Annotated in this window: 19 protein-coding genes; 14 read left to right on the top strand and 5 right to left on the bottom strand. The window is 52.6% G+C overall.

All coding sequences use genetic code 11. The annotated features are described in order from the left end of the window. Positions 1 to 155: 155 nt before the first annotated feature. The 10 genes from K787_RS25150 (at position 156) to K787_RS0118475 (ending at position 14,487) form a co-directional block, all read left to right on the top strand. Positions 156 to 476: a hypothetical protein gene (locus tag K787_RS25150; protein ID WP_123891021.1), complete on the top strand. Its 321-nt coding sequence runs from the start codon at positions 156 to 158 to the stop codon at positions 474 to 476. Positions 477 to 563: 87 nt separating this feature from the next. After that, positions 564 to 1,532, top strand: a complete 969-nt coding sequence (locus K787_RS0118520; protein WP_022964304.1) for a DUF932 domain-containing protein — start codon at positions 564 to 566, stop codon at positions 1,530 to 1,532. Positions 1,533 to 1,634: 102 nt separating this feature from the next. Continuing rightward, positions 1,635 to 2,642, top strand: a complete 1,008-nt coding sequence (locus K787_RS0118515) for a YqaJ viral recombinase family nuclease (protein WP_022964303.1) — start codon at positions 1,635 to 1,637, stop codon at positions 2,640 to 2,642. 70 nt (positions 2,643 to 2,712) lie between these two features. Continuing rightward, entirely contained in the window at positions 2,713 to 3,660 is a 948-nt protein-coding gene (locus K787_RS0118510; protein WP_022964302.1) for a recombination directionality factor, read from the top strand. A gap of 17 nt (positions 3,661 to 3,677) precedes the next feature. Beyond that, positions 3,678 to 4,166 (top strand): RadC family protein, encoded by a 489-nt coding sequence (gene radC / locus K787_RS23710; protein ID WP_022964301.1) that lies wholly within the window; start codon positions 3,678 to 3,680, stop codon positions 4,164 to 4,166. A 496-nt stretch (positions 4,167 to 4,662) separates the two neighbouring features. Continuing rightward, positions 4,663 to 4,854 carry a type II toxin-antitoxin system antitoxin gene (locus K787_RS23705; protein ID WP_040641126.1) on the top strand — a complete coding sequence of 64 codons (192 nt, stop codon included), beginning with the start codon at positions 4,663 to 4,665 and terminating at the stop codon, positions 4,852 to 4,854. A gap of 2 nt (positions 4,855 to 4,856) precedes the next feature. After that, positions 4,857 to 7,982, top strand: a complete 3,126-nt coding sequence (locus K787_RS0118500; RefSeq protein ID WP_028615088.1) for an anti-phage-associated DUF499 domain-containing protein — start codon at positions 4,857 to 4,859, stop codon at positions 7,980 to 7,982. 61 nt (positions 7,983 to 8,043) lie between these two features. Continuing rightward, positions 8,044 to 8,664: an anti-phage-associated DUF3780 domain-containing protein gene (locus K787_RS0118495; protein WP_022964299.1), complete on the top strand. Its 621-nt coding sequence runs from the start codon at positions 8,044 to 8,046 to the stop codon at positions 8,662 to 8,664. After that, a complete protein-coding gene (locus K787_RS23700) occupies positions 8,665 to 11,679 on the top strand; it encodes an anti-phage-associated DUF1156 domain-containing protein (protein ID WP_040641125.1) in 3,015 nt (1,004 codons plus the stop codon). Positions 11,680 to 11,739: 60 nt separating this feature from the next. After that, positions 11,740 to 14,487 (top strand): phospholipase D-like domain-containing anti-phage protein, encoded by a 2,748-nt coding sequence (locus K787_RS0118475; protein ID WP_022964295.1) that lies wholly within the window; start codon positions 11,740 to 11,742, stop codon positions 14,485 to 14,487. Positions 14,488 to 14,576: 89 nt separating this feature from the next. Here K787_RS0118475 and K787_RS0118470 read toward each other — a convergent pair whose 3' ends face one another. The 3 genes from K787_RS0118470 to K787_RS23695 are packed head-to-tail and all read right to left on the bottom strand — an operon-like array spanning position 14,577 to position 16,437. Beyond that, positions 14,577 to 14,924, bottom strand: a complete 348-nt coding sequence (locus K787_RS0118470) for a hypothetical protein (protein WP_022964294.1) — start codon at positions 14,922 to 14,924, stop codon at positions 14,577 to 14,579. A gap of 24 nt (positions 14,925 to 14,948) precedes the next feature. Then, positions 14,949 to 15,398: a hypothetical protein gene (locus tag K787_RS0118465; protein WP_022964293.1), complete on the bottom strand. Its 450-nt coding sequence runs from the start codon at positions 15,396 to 15,398 to the stop codon at positions 14,949 to 14,951. A 4-nt stretch (positions 15,399 to 15,402) separates the two neighbouring features. Then, on the bottom strand, positions 15,403 to 16,437 hold the full coding sequence (locus K787_RS23695; RefSeq protein WP_022964292.1) for a hypothetical protein: 1,035 nt from the start codon (positions 16,435 to 16,437) through the stop codon (positions 15,403 to 15,405). Positions 16,438 to 17,172: 735 nt separating this feature from the next. On the opposite strand from K787_RS23695, the gene K787_RS25400 reads away from it, so the two are divergent. Beyond that, a complete protein-coding gene (locus tag K787_RS25400; protein WP_235801958.1) occupies positions 17,173 to 17,481 on the top strand; it encodes a TlpA family protein disulfide reductase in 309 nt (102 codons plus the stop codon). Between the two features lie 46 nt (positions 17,482 to 17,527). Here K787_RS25400 and cadR read toward each other — a convergent pair whose 3' ends face one another. Continuing rightward, positions 17,528 to 17,929, bottom strand: a complete 402-nt coding sequence (gene cadR, locus K787_RS0118450; protein ID WP_022964291.1) for a Cd(II)/Pb(II)-responsive transcriptional regulator — start codon at positions 17,927 to 17,929, stop codon at positions 17,528 to 17,530. A gap of 282 nt (positions 17,930 to 18,211) precedes the next feature. Here cadR and lnt point away from each other — a divergent pair, with 282 nt between their 5' ends. From lnt to K787_RS0118435, 3 genes are all read left to right on the top strand, one after another. Beyond that, positions 18,212 to 19,651, top strand: a complete 1,440-nt coding sequence (gene lnt / locus K787_RS0118445) for an apolipoprotein N-acyltransferase (protein ID WP_022964290.1) — start codon at positions 18,212 to 18,214, stop codon at positions 19,649 to 19,651. Between the two features lie 106 nt (positions 19,652 to 19,757). After that, positions 19,758 to 20,234 (top strand): signal peptidase II, encoded by a 477-nt coding sequence (gene lspA / locus K787_RS0118440; protein WP_028615086.1) that lies wholly within the window; start codon positions 19,758 to 19,760, stop codon positions 20,232 to 20,234. 139 nt (positions 20,235 to 20,373) lie between these two features. Beyond that, entirely contained in the window at positions 20,374 to 21,123 is a 750-nt protein-coding gene (locus K787_RS0118435) for an MBL fold metallo-hydrolase (protein ID WP_022964289.1), read from the top strand. Positions 21,124 to 21,340: 217 nt separating this feature from the next. Here the strand turns inward: K787_RS0118435 and K787_RS25730 are convergent, their stop codons facing one another. Next, positions 21,341 to 21,463 carry a hypothetical protein gene (locus K787_RS25730; protein WP_022964288.1) on the bottom strand — a complete coding sequence of 41 codons (123 nt, stop codon included), beginning with the start codon at positions 21,461 to 21,463 and terminating at the stop codon, positions 21,341 to 21,343. Positions 21,464 to 21,465: the final 2 nt, after the last annotated feature.

Raw genomic sequence — 21,465 nt, 5'->3', positions numbered from 1 at the left:
GTTTTTACACACTCTGGGCCGAAAGCAGCCCTCTAAGCAAACAACATAAACACTGCCTAAGCATTTCCCATCCAAACTTTTTTCAACCCTACATAACACCCATGAGCCTACCCCAGCCAGTCCGCTCAACTGGCCTGTCTCATGAGGTTGTAACTATGTCTCGATCCTGTCCACGCTGTGGTTCGCAGCGGGTGGTTTTCTGTAATTACGGTAAACGCATTGGCGGTTATGTTGGCACTGTTGCTGGTGGCATGACCGGTGCTGCAACGTCTACGGCAACTGGTGCCTTGGCCGGTACCCGTATCGGCATGCAGGTTGGCGTCATTGCTGGCCCTGGCGGTGTAGGTGCTGGTGCCGTACTTGGCGCCATTACCGGTGCCTTTGCTGGCTGCATTGCTGGCCTGCGCCTGGGCAAGCTGGTAGATGACCAGCTGCTGTATCAACACCGCTGCCAAGACTGTCACGCGCATTTCTGAGCGTCCGCTCACCCCTCCCTTTCTTATCTCATTTTGCCGCCTGGGCTAATTGGCACAGGCGGTTTATGCCGTTATGGAGATTTCACCATGGCACATCAAATTGAAAATATGGCTTTCGTTGGTTCAACACCCTGGCATGGCCTGGGTAACAAGCTCTCCCGTCATCAGCCGCTGGAGGTATGGCAGCATGAGGCCGGGATGAACTGGCACATCGAGGAGTCCCCGGTGCGCTTTCTGTCGGATTCAGCAGCGCACCTTGGCAGCATTCACACCTTTCCAGATCAGAAGGTGCTCTACCGGTCAGACACAAAGGCTCCTCTGTCAGTGGTCTCGCAGCGCTACAAAGTAGTCCAGCCGTTCGATGTGATTGAGTTCTATCGCGATCTGACCGAATACGCAGGCTTCGAGCTGGAAACTGCAGGCGTGCTAAAAGGCGGTCGCAAGTTCTGGGCCTTGGCACGGACGGGGCAAGCCTCGGTGCTAAAGGGCAACGACTTGGTCAATGGCTACCTGCTGCTGGCTACCTCCTGTGATGGAAGCCTGGCGACCGTGGCCACGCCGACAACAGTACGGGTGGTTTGCAACAACACCCTGGCCATCGCACTGGATGGTTCAGCGCAGTCGATCCGTGTGCCCCATAGCACTGAGTTTGATGCTCAGGCCGTCAAGCGGCAGCTGGGTGTTTCGGTAGCGCAGTGGGATGACTTTATGTATCGCATGAAAACCCTCAGCCAACGCAAGGTCAACTCAGGTGAGGCGCTTGGCTATTTCCTGCAAGTCATCTGCGATGCCGATCAGGATGTCGATGATCGCCGTGAACTTAACCAGCATAGAGCTCTGCAGAAGGTACAGGATCTGTTTGCTGGCAAAGGGCGTGGCTCTCAGCTGGAGTCGGCGCATAACACCGCCTGGGGCTTGCTGAATGCCGTAACCGAATACGTAGACCACGACAAACGTGCCCGCAGCGTTGATCACCGTCTGGACTCAGCCTGGTTCGGCCAAGGCGCCAGCTTGAAGCAAAAAGCCCTGGATCAAGCCATGGCCCTGGTCGCTTGATTCACGGCTCTGGACTATCTCACCAAACACCACCTAAATCACCCTTAACGACATAAGCCCGGCAGCCACCGCTGACCGGGCTTTTTTGCGTCTGGAGACATCATGAACACAACCCACTCTACCCCTTCCCCTCTGGCGAATAAGCCTGGGCGTGGCGTCCTGCGCCTGGTCAGCACCAAGGATCTGAACCGTGAAGATTGGCTCGATGTACGCAAACGCGGTATCGGCAGCTCTGACTCCTCGGCAGCCATTGGCCTGAACCCCTACAAGTCACAACTTGAGCTGTGGCTGGAGAAAACCAACCGCGACCAGGGCCTGGCCAAACCCAACCAGGACGATGACAGCACTCCAGTATTTTGGGGTGTGGTGCTGGAACCCGTGGTTGCTTCCCAGTATCAGCGACGCACGGGGAACAAGGTTCGCAAGGTGAATGCAGTCCTGCAACACCCAGAGATCCCCTGGATGCTCGCCAATTTAGACCGTGAGGTGATTGGCAGTGCTGAAGTGCAGATCCTCGAATGTAAGACCGCTGGCATCAATGGCGCGAGGCTCTGGCGTGACGGCGTCCCCAAGTATGTCGAGGTGCAGGTGATGCACCAATTAGCCGTGACCGGCAAGCAGGCGGCTGATGTTGCTGTCCTGTTAGGCGGCCAACAGCTTGAGGTTTACCGGATCGAAAGGGACGAGGTCTTGATCCAGAATCTGATCGAGCTGGAGCGGCAATTCTGGCATTACGTTGAAACCGACACACCGCCACCAGCCGATGGCTCTGATTCCGCTGACATGGCACTGCGTCTGCTCTATCCGGAAGACACCGGCGTGGTCCTCGACCTCTCTCAGGATCATTCCCTAAACGAGGCCTATACCGAGCTCAAGCAGGTTCGGCAGTCACTCACTGATCTGAGCACCCGAGAATCTGTTCTGAAGCAGCGTCTGCAGGAATCCATGGGCACGGCAAGCAAAGCCGTGTTTGCCGATGGATCGATCACCTGGAAGAAAGCCAAGGATGGCACCGCCGTCGATATGGCCGCTCTTTTCAAAGCGAACCCTCATCTGAAAACCCAATACCAGATCAGCAAGCCTGGCAGCAGGCGCTTTCTGGTCAATTGATCTACCCCACCCAGGGCAGTCCGCTGATTTAGTGGCCTGCCCTTTTTCGTTATTCCCTAGGAGCATTCCCATGATCAAAGGTCTGGCTATTACGCCGCCCGTGCTCGGGCGCATTTCCATCGGTAAGGTTGTAGAGAAGAACGGCATGCGTCTGCCGGAAAAAGACGACCAATTCACTATCACCTCCCAGGTACAAACCCGGGACGGCTGGGTTCTGCACCCACTGGATGAGCAGCTGCGTAAGGATCAAGGCGGCAAGATCCGTAGTATTCCGGTGCGCTTGTTGTTCAATGACCCTGATCTGAACTTTAGAGCCGAATACTGCCTGTTTGACCGCACTAGTGGCCGGCCGCTGTGTGTGGGCAATGGCGAGACCTGTAAACGCTCAACCAGTGAAGGGCTGCAATCACTGCCCTGTCCTAGTCCAGACGGCTGCCCATTGGCCAAGGGAAGCAATTGCAAACCCTATGGCCGGCTTAACGTGGCCATTGGTGATGATGATCTGCTGGGGAGCTTTGTATTCAGGACTACGGGCTTCAACAGCATTCGAACGCTCTCGGCCAGGCTTAGTTACCTGCAGGCACTCTCGGGTGATCGCCTGGCATGTTTGCCATTGGAGATCCGACTGCGCGGTAAGTCCACACGGCAGAGCCATGGCACACCGATCTACTACGTGGATCTGATTGTGCGAACGGGTCTGTCCATGGAGGAAGCCCTTGCCCAAGCCAACATCCTGGAGCGTGCCCGACGTGATGCAGGCTTTGACCAGGCTGCGTTGGATGTTGCAGCGCGAGATGGCTTGCTCAATGGCGCCTTTGAGGACAGCGATGAGGAAGCCGAGCAGGTCCTTGAGGAGTTCTACCCTGAAGCCACAGTCACCTCTACGCCACAGACAACCGCTATTTCGAGTTACAGCAGCCGCAAACCAAAACGCGACAAACCCACTTTGCACGACCTGATCATGCAGCGCACCCACAGCCTGCAGGATCAACCAGCGGCACCAAGCAACCAACCTTAAACACTCTGGAGTTAACCATGCAGAAATCAGCCAAACAGGCGGCCATTACGCCGCCTGCCGGCATCCCTTTGTCGGAAAAAGATGTCCTGAGCTGGGCGCAAAGCATTCTTGAAGCCCGCTTCAAACGCAGCAACTACCTGACCAGTCCGGAACACGTGAAGAATTACCTGATGGCCACACTGGCCCATGAGGAGCGTGAGGTCTTTGGTCTGATCCTGCTGGATAGCCAACACGGTGTGCTGGGCTTTGAAACCCTGTTCTACGGCACCATCGACAGCGCCAGCGTCTACCCACGGGAGATCATCAAATGCGTGCTTAATGCCAATGCCGCTGCGGTAATCCTCACCCACAACCACCCCAGTGGCAGACCTGAGCCCAGCACGGCCGATGTCGCCCTGACCAAACGATTGAAAGCAGCCCTGGACACAGTTGAAGTCCGTCTGCTCGATCACCTGGTGATTGGCGGCACGGACTCAGTGAGCTTTGCAGAGCGCGGCCTGTTTTAACCCCACCCGCACAGAAGGAACGACATCATATAAACCAATCAATACTGCATCTGTGAAGCTGCACCCTTCTGCACTGGCAGAACAACCTGCGCACCCTGGAAGTGATAGTCAGAGCCAGTAACGCTCTTCTCCGTCACTTCGCAACATCAGGGTGCGAAATCTGGAGCTCATGAGCTCTGGGTGCAGCTGGGTGAGTTGATTGCGCTTGCGGGTCAATCCAATTCGGTATTGGCAGAAAGGATCGTGCAGGGAGTCGAGCTTGCAAACAACGTGAAGTAGCACTACCCAGAGGACGTTGACAGCTTTTTTCTGAACTACAGGTTTTGATTTTCCAAATGAAGAGAGGGCGAGGAAGTCGGCGGTGATTCAGAATTCATCAGCCCGCCGATGAAGGTCTAGGTGCAATGTTACCTGCAAACACTCGCCCGCAGCTATTGTGCCAGAAGGCTCAAGCCAGTAAATTGCAGTACATTTGCAGTCATTCTGGGGGAGTGCGATGGCCACCACCAAAACCGCAACGCTGACATTTCGTATAGATCCGTCCCTAAAGGAGGCATTGCGAGCTGCAGCCCATTCAGAGCATCGCTCTATCGCAAACATGATTGAAGTGTTAATCCGCGAGCATTGCGAGAAAAATGGCTTAGCCATCGATCATCAAAAAGAATTAGATCAACGTAGGGAGCGCTAAGCATGATCAAAACGGTTAAACAGGCATGCCAATTTAATCCTGTCATTCAGGATTACCGGATGAGCCAGGGAATTGAAAACCTCGCTGATCTCATTAACGATGCAGGTGACGGGAAAGAGTTCTTCACGCGAAACTATGTCACCCACGGCATGGAGCAACTCTTCCGCGAAGGCATGCTTCGCCTCTCCGGCAAGTCCGATCAGGCTGTATTTGAGCTCACACAGGCTATGGGCGGCGGTAAAACCCATATGATGATCGCACTGGGCTTATTGGCTCGACACGCGCATTTACGCCCAGATGTACTACCCGCTGAGTTAAATGAACGCCTCGACTTCGGCAATGCCCGAATTGCCGCCTTTAACGGCCGCAACAATCCAAATAATTACATTTGGGGTGAAATTGCTACCCAGCTCGGCGAATCTGAGAAAATCAAAGAGCACTGGGTAAATGGCCCCAAGTCCGTTGATCAGCAAAAATGGAAAGAGATTATCGGCGACACCCCCACGCTGATCATGATCGACGAGCTCCCACCTTATCTCGATAACGCCAGCACCCAGGTCTATGGTTCCGGCACACTCGCCAACATGGTGGTGTACAGCCTGAGCACCCTGATGAGTGCCGCACTCGAGTTGCCTAACTGCTGTATCGTTATTGCCAACTTGACCAGCAGTTATGGCGCCCAAACCAAAGCACTGAAAGAAGCCATTTCGAACCTGCAGCAAGAAACCCGCAGGCAGTCGATGACTATTACCCCAGTCCAGCTGTCGGGTAATGAAATCTATGAAATCCTCAAGAAACGTCTGATTGATGAGCTGCCGGATGAGCAAACCATCAGCGATGTCGCTGAGGAATACGCTCAGCAAATTAAAAAGGCAGAAGACGGCGGATACATCATTGCATCCAGTATTGAGCAAATCGCCGAACAGGTCAGAGAGACCTACCCCTTCCACCCATCGTTCAAGCACTTGGTTGCGCTGTTTAAAGAAAATGAAGGCTTCCGCCAAACACGCGGCCTAATGCAGTTTACCGCTCGCCTGTTGAAAAGCGTCGAGCAACGCAAAACTGACGATGTGTTCCTGGTAGGCACCCAGCACCTGGATCTCAATGACGAACAGGTAAAAGACGAGATTGAACGAATTTCGCCAAAACTGATTCCAGCCGTCACTCGAGATATTGCCGACAAAGGTGACTCCATAGCGGAAAGCATCGATGCTCAACAAAGCAATGATGCCGCCAGCCAATTAATGACCCTGTTACTGGCTTCGTCACTGTCGCGTGCCGTGGGTGGGCGCATTGGTCTATCAGAAAGTGAAGTAATTGAATTTCTCGCGGCACCAAACAGAAAAGCCGATGAGTTCTTGGATGCTATTCAAAAGCTACGTGAACAAGCCTGGTACCTCCATCGCGAAGACCAGCGTTTCTTTATCAAAGAAACCGAAAACCTTTCGCGTCAGATTGAGCGAAACGCCAAGGAAATTCCCCAGCCAAAAATTGATCAAGCCCTGATCAACAGACTCAAGGGAATCCTTCAGCCTAACCGCCGCAATGCTTACCAGGAAGCACAGATTCTTCCTCGCATGGACGAACTCAAATTGAGTGGTCCTCGCGTGTTAATCGTGATTAAGCCCGACGGCAAAGTACCACCCAGCGAACTCACTAACTTCTTCGAATTTCAGCAAGAAAAGAACAACCTGCTGGTGCTCACCGGGCAAGACAGCATCATGGCCGATGCCGTGGAAGACCGCCTACGCGAACTCTATGCCATCGAGCAAATTGAAAAACGTCTCAAGGCTGGCGACACCTTATTTGAAGAGGCCCGCGACCGGCTCGAAGAAGCGGAAGGCCGCTTTACCAAAGCGCTGTCAGCCGCCTACAACACAATACTCTTTCCAGGCATTGATGAACTTGACGGCTCTGAGCGGCTACTCAAGGTTACCATCGACAACGGTTTGAAAGTGGGCGAAGGCGATCAATCTGCCGAAGTACAGATCGAAAGTTTGATGGCCGACCCACGAGCCAACTACAAACTGGCAGCCGATCTGAAAGATGACTTCGGCCAGTACTTCGCTATGGCTGAATCTGAACTGTGGCCTTCCGGTGCAGCTAATCGTCGCACCCCATGGAAAGATGTCGTCAACCGCGCCAAATGTAACCCAGGCTGGCCTTGGATGCCCGGCAGTAGCGGTATGGAAACACTAAGAACTGAAGCGCTAAAACAAGGCCGCTGGCGTTTGGGCGAAGACGGATATATTGAAAAAGGTCCTTTCCCGAAAGATAAAACCAGCGTCAATGTCTCACTGTTGGGTACCAGCCCAGATACTGGAGAATCTCTAATAAGCCTAACACCGCGTAATGCTGGTGAGAGTCCGGTTATCTATTACTCGACCAAACCTGAAGTGCTAGAGACAGATCCGAAAATTGATGATCTGGAAAACTTCAGCACTGCGGAAGGCACTCTGTATTTCAAGGTCGCCGATCCGACAGGTAAATACGAGACCGGGCCAGCAACCCGCTGGGTGGCAGACCTAAAAGTGCGACACCAGATTGAACCTTCCGCCGATAAGCGCAAGGTCACCCTGCAGTGCACACCGAAAGCCGACATGTTCTACACGCTGGACGGCTCGAATCCAAAAGATGGCCAGCCTTATACGGCACCGTTCGAAGTGGGTTCGGCAGCGGCCCGCTTGCTGGTTTATGCCAAAGCGGGTGAAGCAACTAAAACGGCTGACTTCCAGATTCCGCATAGCGGCGACAAGACTGTGCAGATTGATGACACCAAGCCCGCTCGCCTGAACAGCGGCAAGCGTGTTCCGTTGGATACCACGGAAAAAGTCTTCACGGTGATAAACCGTTTCAAAGATCAGGCCAACACCCGCTTTAAAGGTGTGCGCATTGAGATTGGCGAAGGTGAAAACACTGTGGGTATTCGCTTCGGCGAGCGCGAAATCACCGCCGCGATGATTGAAACCACGGTGAATAGCCTGCGGGATGTATTAAACGAAGCGGATGCCAATGTCTCGATTGCAGTCAGAGACGGCATCGACTTTGAAAATGGCTTTGAAGCCAAAGAGTTCGCCAAATTAGTTGGCATTGAGTTGAAACCGGGCGACGTTTCACAAGAAGAATAGCGCTTAAGACGAGTAAGCGCTTTTAAGCAGCACGCTTTAAAGAAAAAGAGAGGCAACAATCATGGCAAAGGCACCATCAAAGACAACCAAAACAGCGGTGAAGCATGCAACGCTGGGCTTTGGTGTGCCTGCCACCAGCGACCCCCATCACTTCAAAGTGATTATTCCGAAGGCCAACACCGGCAAAGTACAAATCAGCGAGTACCTAGGCTTACAAGCGCAAAGCGACGAATTCGCGGTGATTGATCGCGTGCTGCTAGACCGCCCACGCTGGACAGCCATCCGCGCAGAGGTACAACGCACCTTTAATGCCCGACTTAAAAACCACGATGTCAAAACCGCCTCTTGGAAAGTCGGCGAAAACGTGGTGGACCGGTTGCTGGGTAAAGAGTTGTGCGTAGTGGCTTGGGCTGTGGAAGGCATGGATATGGAAAAAGTACCGGTAGCTGTGCGCAACTGGCTGGCCCTTCGGCCGGAGGAGCGCTGGTGGCTGTTTGGTATGACTGCCATGAGCACAGGAGGCATTAACGATGGTGAAAAAGGCTGGCGCCTCGCCTTGCGACATGCGCTGGGTGACATTGCTCAAAGCGAGCAACTTAAACCTCGCGAGCGCAAAATTGTACGCAATCAAATACAGGAGCCGGATGTTCGCTATCTGGACCTGTTTGGAGACGAATATTAAATGACAGAACTAACACCATTCGCACTCAAAGATGCGCCTGCGCTAATTGAAGCTGCGTATCCTGCTCAAAAGATTTCATACGAAGCTCAAGCTGAACGTAAAGCAGTTGCTGCTCAGACACTGACTGGTTTGGGCTCCTACTGGAAAGGTAGAAAGCCACTCATTTTGGTTCGCTCAGTGATTCTTGGTTGCCTTTTACCCCAAACAGAAAATACCGAAAAAGATCTCGAAGTATTCGAAATGCTGATGGGCTTTGATATCGAAAGTCTCGCCAAGCGTGCACTCATTCAAAATGACGTTAAACCCGCAGAAATCGCAGCACGCGTTCAACTCCACAATCCCTGGGATTATTTTAGCCATAACATTAAAGTTACCGATAATAATTTCAATGAAATCGATACGCTGCAATTCCCCATCAATAGCGATGTTCTAGGTTTAAAGCTGCGTTGGCGTCGCGACATAGACGAGAACGAAAAGCTCGATATTTATCGGCGATATTTGGAAACAATTGACGGTTATGAAGCAAAAGCTGCCTCGTGCAAAAGACCAGAAGAAGTTGATCAAGATTGGCTCTACAAGCATATATGGCCAGTAGTTAATAGCCATTTTGAACTGCATGGTGTTGAAGCCACTTCAACTCAAGAGCTTGTTGAGCAGTTGGGTATACTTCGATTTGGGCGTCGCCCAAAAATCGGAGATACATTTAGTGGTGGAGGCTCAATTCCATTTGAGGCATCGAGAATGGGGTGTGATTCGATAGCCTCTGATCTTAACCCAGTTGCCTGCACTTTAACTTGGGGCGCATTCAATATAGTTGGCGCTGGGACAGATGCATTCAAAGCGCTAGCGGAAGAGCAGAATAATATCAGCTCACTTATGGAGGAACGAATTTCCAAACTGGGATTGGAAAGTGACTCTCACGGTAATCGTGCCAAGGCATATTTGTATTGTCTTGAAACGAAATGCCCTGAAACAGGCTGGATGATTCCTCTATCACCTTCTTGGGTGCTCTCCACCAAACGTAACGTTGCTGCGGTGCTTAAACCAAATCATAAAGAAAAGAGGTTTGACATAGAAGTACAAGCTGGTCTAACGAATCGAGAAATTGAGCAAGCCAAAAACGGCACTGTACAAGATGGCTGCATGGTTTACGAATTAGACGGCCAGCTCTATCGGACCCCAATCAAAACCATCCGTGGAGAATACAAAGATGCTGAAGCAAATACCAGAAACAAACTTCGACACTGGAACAGAACGGATGTGACCCCAGAAAAAGATGATGTCTTTCAAGAACGACTATATGCGGTGCAATGGTTTGATAAAACCACTCTTAGCGATAGCAGACCAGCTAGTTTTTTTGCGAGTGTGACCAAGGAAGATCTGGAGAGAGAAAAGCTGGCGTTGGACTATGTTCGAGAAAACATTGAGAACTGGCAGAGCACAGGGTTAATGCCTGACATGGAAATAGAAACTGGCATAGAGACTGAGGGCCCAATAAGGACCAATGGTTGGTGTTATTGGCATCATTTAATGATGCCTAGAGCGATCATAGAAGCTGTTTGGTTGAAAGAAATTGCAGAGAATAGCAAGTGGCTGCCTTTTTGGCTATTCAGATTTGTCGATAACAATACCAAGTCATGCAGATGGAAAGTTTCACAGTCCGGTGGAGATGGAGGAGCGCTTTCTACATATGACGATCAAGCACTTAATACATTTTTTAATTGGGCAAACAGATCTTTCAATGTTGCCCCTTGGAGGATAAAACCAGCTAGGATCTCTAGGAACACAGGCACCTCAAAAATAATCTGTAAAAGCGCTTCAGAGATATCAGAGACCGCTGATTTTTTTATAACTGATCCCCCATATGCCGATGCTGTTCATTACCACGAGATTACAGAACTTTTTATCGCGTGGTTCAGAAAAAACTTACCTAAAGAGTTTGATAGTTGGACTTGGGATTCTCGCCGCGCGCTAGCCATCAAGGGCTCTGGCGATGACTTCCGTAAAGGCATGGTCAGCGCCTATAAAGCTATGGCTGACCATATGCCCGACAACGGCATGCAATGCGTGATGTTCACCCACCAGGATACCGGCGTTTGGTCTGACATGATCGGCATTTTCTGGGCATCCGGTTTGCAAGTGGTTGGTGCATGGTATATCGCCACAGAAACAACGTCTGAATTGAAGAAAGGCGGTTACGTGCAGGGTACGGTGATACTAATGCTGCGTAAGCGGTCTGCCGGTGAAAACGCGGGCTTTAAGCAGCGACTGCTCCCAGCTGTGCGCGCGGAGGTTAAGCACCAGATCGAAACCATGATGCACCTGAACGACGAGGTTAAAGACAAGCTGGGTGAACCCGTCTTTAACGATTCCGACCTGCAAATGGCGGGTTATGCTGCTGCCCTCAAGGTGCTGACATCCTATACCCATATTGGCGGTGAGGATGTCACCAGCTTTGCCCTGCGGCCACGCACCAAGGGTGAAGTCACGGTTGTGGATGAGATCGTGCAACAAGCCGCCGAAGCGGCAAACAGCTTGCTGGTTCCAGAAGGTTTGTCTGCCGATACCTGGCAAAAAATCAACGGCATTCAGCGTTTCTATTTGCGCATGATGGACATTGAAACCACTGGCGCCTCTAAGCTCGACAACTACCAGAACTTTGCCAAAGCCTTCCGGGTTGAAGACTACAACCGGGTGATGGGCAATATGACCGCCAATAAGGCACAGCTGAAGCGGATCCCCGAGTTTGCGTCACGCGACCTGACAGATAGCACCGAAATCGGCTCCGCCTGGCTTGGTCATTTAATCATTGGTTTGCAGCAAATACTCAATGAAAAAGAGCCACAGACGGTGATTAGTCAGTTGCAGGCGGACTTGCCTGATTTCATGGAAGTACGGCCAGTATTGATTGATATGCTGACCTTTGTCGAAAAGAAAGCACCGGACAAAGCCACCCGCAATGCAGCTGAAGTATTAGGTGCGCGTTTGAAGAATATGCGTGCGCTCGGTCAATAAAAATAAGAAGCCAATGAAACGATTAATTGAGTAGCAACCACGGATGGAGATTCCGCAGCAATGAGCATTCGTCGATTTTCATCGCGCACCCACAGGCTCGACAGTAGCTTCCTGCTGGAGCACCTTAAAGGTGCTCGCAGTTACAAGCGTATTGCCGGTTACTTTACTAGTTCGCTGTTTGAGGTGGCCAATGAGCTGATTGAGTCTATCCCCGATGTAAAAATCGTTTGCAACGTGGACATCCATCCCGACGACCTGAAGGTGGCTCAGTTACGCGAATCTAAAATGATTGGCCGTTGGAATGAGCGCGATATTGAAACCGAAAGCCTGCTCAACCGTGACCGCTATCGCCGCCTGGACAGCTTCCTTGCCAAGCATGGCCAGGTTATCCGTGTCGCGCCCGACAGCATTTGCGGTTTTCTACATGGCAAGGCAGGCGTAATAGAACTGGCCGATGGCAAAAAAATTGGCTTCATTGGTTCGATGAACGAAACCAGCAGCGGCTGGCAGCGTCATTATGAAATTCTGTGGGAAGATGAGTCACCGGAAGGTGTGCAGTGGATTGAGCAGGAATTCGACTTTTTGTGGAACGCTGCGCGCCCACTGCCTGAAGCCGTTATCCGCGAGGTGAAACGCCGTGGCTATCGTAGAGAGGTGCTGTTTGAAGATATCGTCGAAGACGATGATATTGCGCCGGCAGCGCTGATTGAATCCCCGCTTTACCGACAAGGCTTTTCCTTGCAGCCCTGGCAACAAGGATTTGTCAGTGAGTGCGTTCGCCATTACCACAACCATGGCATTGTGCGTTTACTGATTGCTGATGAGGTGGGCCTGGGAAAAACCTTGTCCATGGCTACCGCAGCGCTTTCGCTGTGTTTGCTGAGCGACAGAGAGAACAAGAAGCGCAAGCCCGTCATCATTTTCACCCCTGCCACGCTCTGCGAACAGTGGCAAGTTGAAATGATTGATAAGCTGGGCATTCCTTGTGCACGCTGGCAAACCCAAAAGAAAGCCTGGCTGGACCCCGAAGGACGAATCATTTCCCCTGCTGGGCAAGAGCACATCGCAAAGTGCCCGCTGCGCGTTGGCATCGTCTCCACCGGGCTGATGATGCGTGATTCATTTGAAAAACAGCATCTGCTGGGGTTGCGCTTTGGCGTGGCTATTTTGGATGAAGCGCATAAGGCGCGCAGTCGGCAGGGTTTTGGCAAAGACGCCGGCACCCACAATGAATTACTGGCCTTTATGCGAGAAATTGCCGCGCGCTCAGACCATGTCATTCTGGGAACAGCAACACCTATTCAAACCCGCTCTGAGGATTTGTGGGATTTGATTGGCATTCTGCATCAGGGCAGCGGCAACTTCGTGCTTGGTAATGACTTTGCCAAGTGGCATCGCCCCCGAGAAGTGCTGCCTATTTTATCCGGTGAACAGCGCGTTACCGAGCCGAACTTCGCCTGGGAGCTGCTGCGCTCACCACTGCCCGTCGTCGATTCAACCAATGAGCAGTTTGCGCGCCGCTTATTCAGCTCTCTTCGTCAGGATCTTGGATTAATTAATCAGAATGACAAGTGGGACATTAAGAGCACGCTTTCTGATTTGTCAGATGACTCGCTGGAATATCTTGAGGATGAATTGGATAGAAATATCTCGGGTGCCAGTTTTTTTCAGCGGGAAAATCCCTTTATCCGTCACGTCGTTTTACGAAAACGTGTGACGCTTGAAGATGCCGGGCTTTTGCCGCGCATAGGCGTCGACTTGCATCCCGACAGGGAATTGTCGAAGGAAGTTCACCAATTTAACAGCTTGTTCGAGGGTAAAGCCCTGCGGACCAGCGAGGACTTCAGACAAGCCTACGCTGAGGCGCGAAATTTCGGTAAAGCCCTTGCTCAAAGTGGCAAAGGTAGCGGGTTTATGAAAAACCTGATGGAGCAACGGATTTGCTCAAGCATCGCGGCCGGATTAAACACCGCGCGAATGCTGCTAGAAGGCCGGACCGTTCGTGAAGAAAGTGACGAGCAACTCATAGAAGTTAAAGCCGAAAGCCCGGATGAAATTGCTGTTCTTGAGCGAATGATTGCCCGGCTTGAACGCATTGAAGAAGACCCAAAGCTCAACGCGGTAATTCATTACCTCGAAAAAGAGAAGTGGTTGAAATTTGGCGTCATTATTTTTAGCCAGTACTACGACACAGCGAAGTGGGTGGCAGATTCTCTCGCGGAACGCTATCCGGACCAGGCGGTAGGCCTCTATGCCGGTGCAGGCCGCAGTCGACTGTATCAAAAAGGTGACAGCGTCAATATTGAACGGGAAACGCTGAAACGCATGGTAGCTGAGCATCAGCTTGAAATCATGGTGGCTACCGATGCAGCCTGCGAAGGATTAAATCTTCAGACGCTGGGCACCCTGATCAATATCGACCTGCCATGGAACCCTACTCGTTTAGAACAACGAATCGGACGTATCAAACGCTTTGGCCAGGTACGCGAAAAAGTCGACATGCTGAACCTCGTCAACGAACAAACCGTCGACGAAAAGGTTTATGAAAAGCTATCCGAGCGGATGCAGGATCGCTACAACCTGTTTGGCTCACTGCCCGATACCATTCGCGATGAATGGATTGAGGACATCGAAACCATGGGCGAAAAAATGGATGAGTACATCAACGCTCAGAAACAAGCCAATGGATTTGACCTGCGCTACACCGAGACCATGTCTCCATCCGAGAAAGATTGGCGAGATTGCTCCAACGTACTCTCGCGCCGTGATTTTACTGAACTGATGACAGCAGGCTGGAGTGATAACTAACGCACAGCTAAAACCTGTTTATAGAACACTGGCTACTCAAAATCTGCGGCGACCTTAATTACAGGCCACGATCATAAAAAATTTATAAATCAATAACTTGTGTCCGACACTTTTCGATTGGACACAAAGTTCCCGGTTTCCAAGCGAGCCCTGATAATCACTGAATCCCGGTAAATCTGATCACGCAGCTGGCGAGTATCACTACCTCTGCACTCGACGACCTGGGCAGTGTACCCATTGCCGTATCGCTTGTTCAGCTTGGGCGTGCACCCCGCCAGAAAGGCCTCAGCCATTTCTTCGCTTTCGATATGTGCCACTTTGTTTAAACCTGCAAGGCGAACGTTCGCGCTCAGGAAGAGCTCATCCCTTTCCTGCTGAACGAAAAGACTGTCTTTGCCCTCATTTAGCTGAACACTGATGATCCAGTAATTGATCACGGCAAACTCCCCCCTTTGAACCCGTCAATGCTTCCGGCTTTTGCCAAGCTCGAAAGCACCACCATACACAATGCGCCCGCGCTCAAAAGCGTCATGGCTTTCCTCCTCGAGCTGCGGTCCCAACCTGGCTCTGAAGAATGCTTCTCTTTCACGAGCGCTCCGAAATCTGCTGGTCGGTTCAGGCTCACCTTTTGCCTGTGCGGACGTCAGCATGAGGCCATGCTTGATACGAGCATGTTTTGCCAGGTTCTTTTTTTTCACACTGGTCTTACAGATAAGGCAAGACAGTAGCAACTCAGCCTCTCGCTTGGCACGAAGCTCAGCTGCTTCGGCAACAGCTAGATCAGCCTTTTTCTTGACGCGCTCACGTTCCGCTTCTGGACTATGAACACGTCTCAGATGCCTTTTGAGGTTATGTTCGGCCACATTTTCAGAGCACTTTGGGCACTGGATCAATTCCGGCTTGTCTTCCATGAGCTCAAGCTCCTTCTAGAGCAGTTGCACCCGACTCGACCAGCCGCAGACCGAAAGCATCAGCTAATACTGTCAGCATCTGTTCCTGATACTGAGTTTTTGGCCCCAGCCTGACAAGCAGCTCATCAAGCTGTAGCAACAGCTCTGCAGGCGGGATCTGATGGTGCGATCTCCTGAACAATGTTCCTAACTCAGCCACAATAGCCAGTTGGGCCAAAGGCTGCTTTTTGTCATCAACACAGGCATTGACACTATCGAGCGCCTTCTCAACCTGGGCGAGCTGATTCCTTGTAGCCAGTATGAGTAGCTCAGCGTCTTGACTTGTTAACTGCGCCTGCAGCTCATCCCGTGCCTTACTCAGCAGTTGGCCACGACCCCAGCCATGCGTTGCAAGTGCTAATGCAGCGACCAGGCGCGTGGCATCCCAAGAGCCCAAGGTATCAAGCAAATCACCAGGCAGCTGGTTACGCATACGCTGGATACGCCAGCTGGTGATAATGCGCTTGAGCTGCTCCCAGCCATAAGGGATCAGCATGAGCAACTGCCAGCCCATAACCAATAAGCGCCAAGCCCAGACCAACAAAAACACCACTAAACGGAAAGCCACGCTGGCTGCGACGGCTACCAGGCTCAGGAACATAAATGCCATCTGTGCATTCGCTGCCTTGCGGCCACGCATCTGCACACCAAATACCTTGGCTGAAGATCGATTGGGCTTTACCCAGTTGAACGTACCCAGCTCATTGCGACTGGAGACGGTGAATCCGCTTTTGGACATATTCAGCTTGGTAGGGCCGCTGCCATAGCGACCACGCAAAACAAACCGACCGTTCTGCATGGCCATCTGTGTACCCTTGGCCACTCTGCCTGACACACGTAGGCCATGCTTGCTGTTGGCTGTGACATTCATGCCTGCAGCCTTGGCTTGCGCTCGCAACGATACCCCACCGGTACGACCGACCCGCAGATGCTTGCCGCGATGCTCGATACGGGCTTGATTACCGTATTGATCTTTTTTGCCGAGATTAAAGAAACCCACCCTGGCCTACCTCTTCCTGTCGATCCTGCCGTGCCTGCTTTGATCTTATCAGGCCAGACGTCAACCTGCGTCGCTAGAAACATTTCAGCCATTGCGTGATCGACCCAAGCCAATTACTGTATATATACACAGCTTTTGAGGTTCCCATGTCAAACGCAGTCTTTATCGGCACGGTGATGCCTTCCGGTCAGCTCATCAGCTGCTTCGATGCCCTTGTTTCAGCCGGCTTTCCCAGCCCAGCCCTTTTCCCATGTCTTATGTCTTATCAATACGCAATGTTTAGTCAAAAATTTATTTTAGAACATGAGGTTACCCTTCTATATTTTGATGCCCTCTTTTGGAATGGCATTGACAACTGTCAATAGGCATTCAGCATCGGCGAGAATCAATCAGTTCGGCCAAGCTACTGACCATTTGAAGCAATGCAGAGCCATTACAAGTCCGCTTTCTAGCCAGGTTGCCAGCTGCATGGGATAAACGGGTACCCGGATTTTTTGGTTGATTGGTTCGTAACACAAGGCCGCAACCAACCCCTCACTACAGCGGATTATCTGGTTGATGTCAGGTCTATATGGAGGAGCAACCTCACTGGCCTAATGATTACTCCTTGGGTAGGGAAATAGCATAGAGCTAACTAACTAATAGGACGGCGAGCCCCTGACACTGGCTGATTTTCAGGGCAGGGCGATTTTGCTCAATATCTGAGCGACCTGGTGCCTGCCCTGGCGTGAGGAAATGCCGACGCTGGACTCACTTCAGGCTCAACTGGGCGGCGAGCAATTTGAAGTGGTCGCGCTGTCTGTTGACCACGCAGGCATCAGCGTTGTCGAAAAATTCTACCTGGAAACAGGCATCCAGCACCTTCGCAAGTATATTGATCCGTCCACACTGGCGACCTCAACACTGGGCATAGAAGGTGTTCCTACAACGCTGCTGATTGACCATGACGGTCGTGAAATTGGCCGCCTGGTTGGTACTGCGGAATGGGACAGTCCAGCCATGGTGGACTTGATGACCCGGGCCATTGCCGGGGTTCCGGACTGACTGGGTTCACGCAAGGGAAAAAGCGGGTGGTTAATGCTTCAGGCTACTACTGCACGCTCCCTTCGCTGAGTCCTTCGAGAACCCCACAGGCCTCAATTTCCCGATCATCGTTACAACTCGCTCGCAGCGACACGAGTTGTTTCTCCAATACCTGCAGATCGGTTATCTGAGACCGTACATGAGCGATGTGATCATCAAGTAAGGCGTTGATGGCCCTGCAAGGCTGATGGGGCGCGCCCTGATAGTGCTGTAATTCTTGAATTTCAGCCAGTGACAAGTTGAGGATCCTGCAGCGACGGATGAAAGCCAGTCGCTCACCATGCTTCTCGGTATAGACACGGTAACCGTTTTCCTGCCGATCTGGCGGTGGCAACAAGCCCTCCCGTTCGTAGAATCGGACAGTCTGAGTATCGACCCCTACTGACCGTGCCAACTGTCCAATGCGCATCATGCTTCTCCTCAACGTATTCTCTACCCTGTTGACCTTATAGCTACTATATGGTTTTGAATGGTAACACCATATTGTTCAAGTGGAGCCGTGTCATGAGTAAATCTTGTGATGGCCCCTGTGGCTGCGGACTGAATTGAGCGGAGCAAAAAAGCATGAGCCACAGGGTTGATACTGGCTTCGGAGGCGAGAGCATTGGGTGATAAGTACGCGCTACCCTCCACGGGCATGCGCCACAAGGCGCTTCTAACAAGGGGGATATCTCTACTTGCCGGAGGCGCCATGCCGCTTGCCTTTGCCCCTGTGGGCTGGGCATGGCTTGCGGTGATCGCTCTGGCAACATTTTTTGTCCTGACCGCGCAGTCTTCAAGGCGTCAGGCGCTGTGGTCGGCCTACCTCTTTGGCCTTGGCTACTTCGGCGTGGGTGTCTCCTGGGTCTTTATCAGCATTAGCCAGTACGGCAATGGCCCCGTGGTGGCGGTGTTAGTCACGGCGGCCTTTGTCTCGCTGCTCGCCCTCTTTCCATGGGGCGTCGCGTACCTCGTGCGCTGCCTGCGCCCTGAGATGGATGCAATGGCACTCTGGCTAGGGCTACCTGCGGCATGGGTGCTGAGTGAATGGATGCGCACCTGGTTCTTGACCGGCTTTCCCTGGCTCTTTATCGGCTACAGCCAGACCGACACCACACTCGCCACTATCGCTCCTGTCTTTGGTGTGCTTGGCGTGAGTTTTCTGGTGGCACTGTTCGCCGGCGGTCTTGCGTGGGTTATCTTAGGCCCAAGCCTGCGCCGTGCTGCGGTAGTCGGTGCCGTGTTAGTCGCTACCCTCGCCGGCTTGCAACTGCTGGATCGTGAATGGACGCAGCCAGCCGCTGACCCGATCGATGTCGTCCTCTTGCAAGGAAACATCGCGCAAGACAAGAAATGGGACCCGAGATACCGGGACATCACACTTGAGCGCTATCAGGCGCTTACCGCGCAGCATCTCGGAGCCGATATCGTGATCTGGCCAGAAGCGGCAATCCCGATGTGGCATGACCAGGCCAAAGCATATCTTGCTGAGCTTGAGGCGTTAGCCGATCAGGCAGGCACATCGTTAATGATTGGCGTCCCGGTACGCGAGGCGGATGGCCGCGTCTATAATGCAGTGGTAAGCCTCTCCGATCCCTCAGGCTTCTACTACAAACGCCACCTGGTGCCCTTCGGTGAATATGTTCCGTTTCGGGAGTTTTTGGGTTCGGCCCTCGACGTGCTCGGGGCGCCCATGTCCGATTTTACACCGGGACGGGACGCGCACGTCCTGAATGCAGCCGGGGTGCCCGTAGGGGCACTCATCTGCTACGAGGCGGTCTTTGGTGCTGAAGTCACGGAACTTCTGCCCGAAGCGCAGGTGCTGGTGAATGTCAGTAATGATGCCTGGTTCGGCAGCTCGCTCGGCCCTCTCCAGCATTTCCAGATGGCCCGCATGCGTGCCATCGAAACCGGACGTGACCTACTGCGAGCCACGAACACGGGTATCACAGCAGCTGTCAGCTACGAGGGAAAGATCCTCAAGCGCGCTCCTCAGTTCCGCGTAGCCAGCCTCAGCGTCGAGGTGACACCGCGAACTGGTGCGACCCCTTATGTGCGCTGGAGGGATTGGCCTGTCCTTGGTGTGATCGCACTCGGACTCGGCTTGCTCCTGCTTCTTCGAATTCGCCAGTATCATCGGCTGGGTACATGACGCCCGCCACTCTATAGCGAGCAGATTTTCAATTGGGTGAGGAGGAAGGAATTTGTCTACTTATGGCAATTGGCTCGCAGAGAAAGCCCACGAGCCGAGAAAAACGATGCGCTGGCTGTGGCTCTCGCTCCTGTTACTGCTGGCGGATCAGGCGAGCAAGTACCTTGCCAGTACCATGCTTATGTATGGAGAAAGTGTATCGGTCACGCCCTTCTTCAATTGGGTCCACCGCCACAATACGGGGGCGGCGTTCAGCTTTCTAGCGGATGCCGGCGGTTGGCAGCAGCCGCTTTTCATCGGGCTGGCCTTGGTTATCTCGACGTTACTGGTGTACTGGCTTTGGCGTTCACCGAGCGTACTGAGTTATCGGCTCGCACTCAGCGCTATCCTCGGCGGTGCGTTGGGCAATGTCGCAGATCGCTTACGCTTGGGCTACGTCGAGGATCTTCTCGATTTTCATTATGCCCAGTGGCACTGGCCATCGTTCAACCTGGCGGACGTATGGATCGTCCTCGGTGCTGCCCTCTTTATCTGGGCCGAAATACGACATCAGCCAGGCAGCCGTCGCCGCGGAATCGGCTAGAGTCTTCGCTGTCGCACGCTTGATCCTATCCCAGATATACGTAGCTTCTTTCTCATAAAGCACACAGCAAGCCGGTTGCCCATGCAGGTTGATGGTAGCATTTGCGGATGGAAGCGCCGACGCAGACAGGGGACATCACATGATCTTTCGACAACTGTATGAACCCGTATCCAGCACTTACACCTATCTTCTGGGCTGCGAGGAAACCGGACGAGCGGTCCTGATTGATCCGGTTATCAACTCGGTCGAGCGCGACCTGGCAGAGGTATCAAAGCTGGGGCTCAAGCTGGAATACACTCTGGATACCCATATCCACGCCGATCACATCACTTCCGCCCGCGAGCTAAAGCAGAAAGCGGGCAGTAAAATCGCGGCGCCTGCCATGGATTGCCTGCCCTGCACGGACGTAGGAGTTGAGGAGGGGAGGCCCTTTCAGGTCGGTCGGCTCAGCTTCCAGCCGATTCACACGCCGGGCCATACCGATGGCCATTTCGCATACCGTCTGGACGACCGTATTTTCACCGGCGACGCTCTTCTGATCGAAGGTTGTGGCAGAACGGATTTTCAAAACGGGAATACCGATACCCTTTACCGGTCCGTGACTGAAAAACTTTTCACCCTGCCAGAGGACTATCTGGTCTATCCCGCCCATGATTACAAGCAGCGGCGGATTTCGACAATTGGACAGGAAAAAGATCGCAACGTCCGGCTGGGTCAGGGTAAAAGCCTGGAGGAGTTTCGGGAGATCATGGACAAGCTCAATCTCGCTTATCCCAAGTTCATCGACTATGCCGTCCCGGGAAACAAGGAGTGTGGCGTATGCCCGACGGATCTACCTGAACGATTACAGCAGTATTGCGAGCAGATGGCGCATACCCCTCAGGGGTAACCATCCTCCGAGGTCGATTCGGCGCCCGACTCAAGGGCCAGCTTAACTGCAAAGGGTTCCGTTTCAAGGCGTAGGCCTGAGGGCGAAGTCTACTACAGCCATGCCCTCAGATTCCTACCTGCCCACTCAGGTGTAGAGTTTCCTTCAGCATGGCCGCATCAATGCGATTATCATCCTGGTCAGCCATCCAATGTCGAGCCTCCTAACATTGGCCTCTTCATTTTTTGAACAGATACTTCACCAGTGCCGCGATTCCGAAGCCAAGAAGTACAATGACTAGAAGCCCTATCAGCCCCATGCCCCACATCATTGCCCCGCCGTTCATCATTCCGTCCATCATAG

The sequence above is a fragment of the Halopseudomonas pelagia CL-AP6 genome (assembly GCF_000410875.1).
Lineage (GTDB): Bacteria > Pseudomonadota > Gammaproteobacteria > Pseudomonadales > Pseudomonadaceae > Halopseudomonas > Halopseudomonas pelagia.
The sequence above is the reverse complement of the archived record's forward strand: the minus strand, read 5'-3'. Positions and strand labels throughout refer to the sequence as shown.

Coding starts and splice junctions, on each gene's coding strand:
- K787_RS25150 (WP_123891021.1), top strand. CDS start 156: ATGTCTCGATCCTGTCCACGCTGTGGTTCGCAGCGGGTGGTTTTCTGT.
- K787_RS0118520 (WP_022964304.1), top strand. CDS start 564: ATGGCACATCAAATTGAAAATATGGCTTTCGTTGGTTCAACACCCTGG.
- K787_RS0118515 (WP_022964303.1), top strand. CDS start 1,635: ATGAACACAACCCACTCTACCCCTTCCCCTCTGGCGAATAAGCCTGGG.
- K787_RS0118510 (WP_022964302.1), top strand. CDS start 2,713: ATGATCAAAGGTCTGGCTATTACGCCGCCCGTGCTCGGGCGCATTTCC.
- radC (WP_022964301.1), top strand. CDS start 3,678: ATGCAGAAATCAGCCAAACAGGCGGCCATTACGCCGCCTGCCGGCATC.
- K787_RS23705 (WP_040641126.1), top strand. CDS start 4,663: ATGGCCACCACCAAAACCGCAACGCTGACATTTCGTATAGATCCGTCC.
- K787_RS0118500 (WP_028615088.1), top strand. CDS start 4,857: ATGATCAAAACGGTTAAACAGGCATGCCAATTTAATCCTGTCATTCAG.
- K787_RS0118495 (WP_022964299.1), top strand. CDS start 8,044: ATGGCAAAGGCACCATCAAAGACAACCAAAACAGCGGTGAAGCATGCA.
- K787_RS23700 (WP_040641125.1), top strand. CDS start 8,665: ATGACAGAACTAACACCATTCGCACTCAAAGATGCGCCTGCGCTAATT.
- K787_RS0118475 (WP_022964295.1), top strand. CDS start 11,740: ATGAGCATTCGTCGATTTTCATCGCGCACCCACAGGCTCGACAGTAGC.
- K787_RS0118465 (WP_022964293.1), bottom strand. CDS start 15,398: ATGGAAGACAAGCCGGAATTGATCCAGTGCCCAAAGTGCTCTGAAAAT.
- K787_RS25400 (WP_235801958.1), top strand. CDS start 17,173: ATGCCGACGCTGGACTCACTTCAGGCTCAACTGGGCGGCGAGCAATTT.
- cadR (WP_022964291.1), bottom strand. CDS start 17,929: ATGCGCATTGGACAGTTGGCACGGTCAGTAGGGGTCGATACTCAGACT.
- lnt (WP_022964290.1), top strand. CDS start 18,212: ATGCCGCTTGCCTTTGCCCCTGTGGGCTGGGCATGGCTTGCGGTGATC.
- lspA (WP_028615086.1), top strand. CDS start 19,758: ATGCGCTGGCTGTGGCTCTCGCTCCTGTTACTGCTGGCGGATCAGGCG.
- K787_RS0118435 (WP_022964289.1), top strand. CDS start 20,374: ATGATCTTTCGACAACTGTATGAACCCGTATCCAGCACTTACACCTAT.
- K787_RS25730 (WP_022964288.1), bottom strand. CDS start 21,463: ATGATGGACGGAATGATGAACGGCGGGGCAATGATGTGGGGCATGGGG.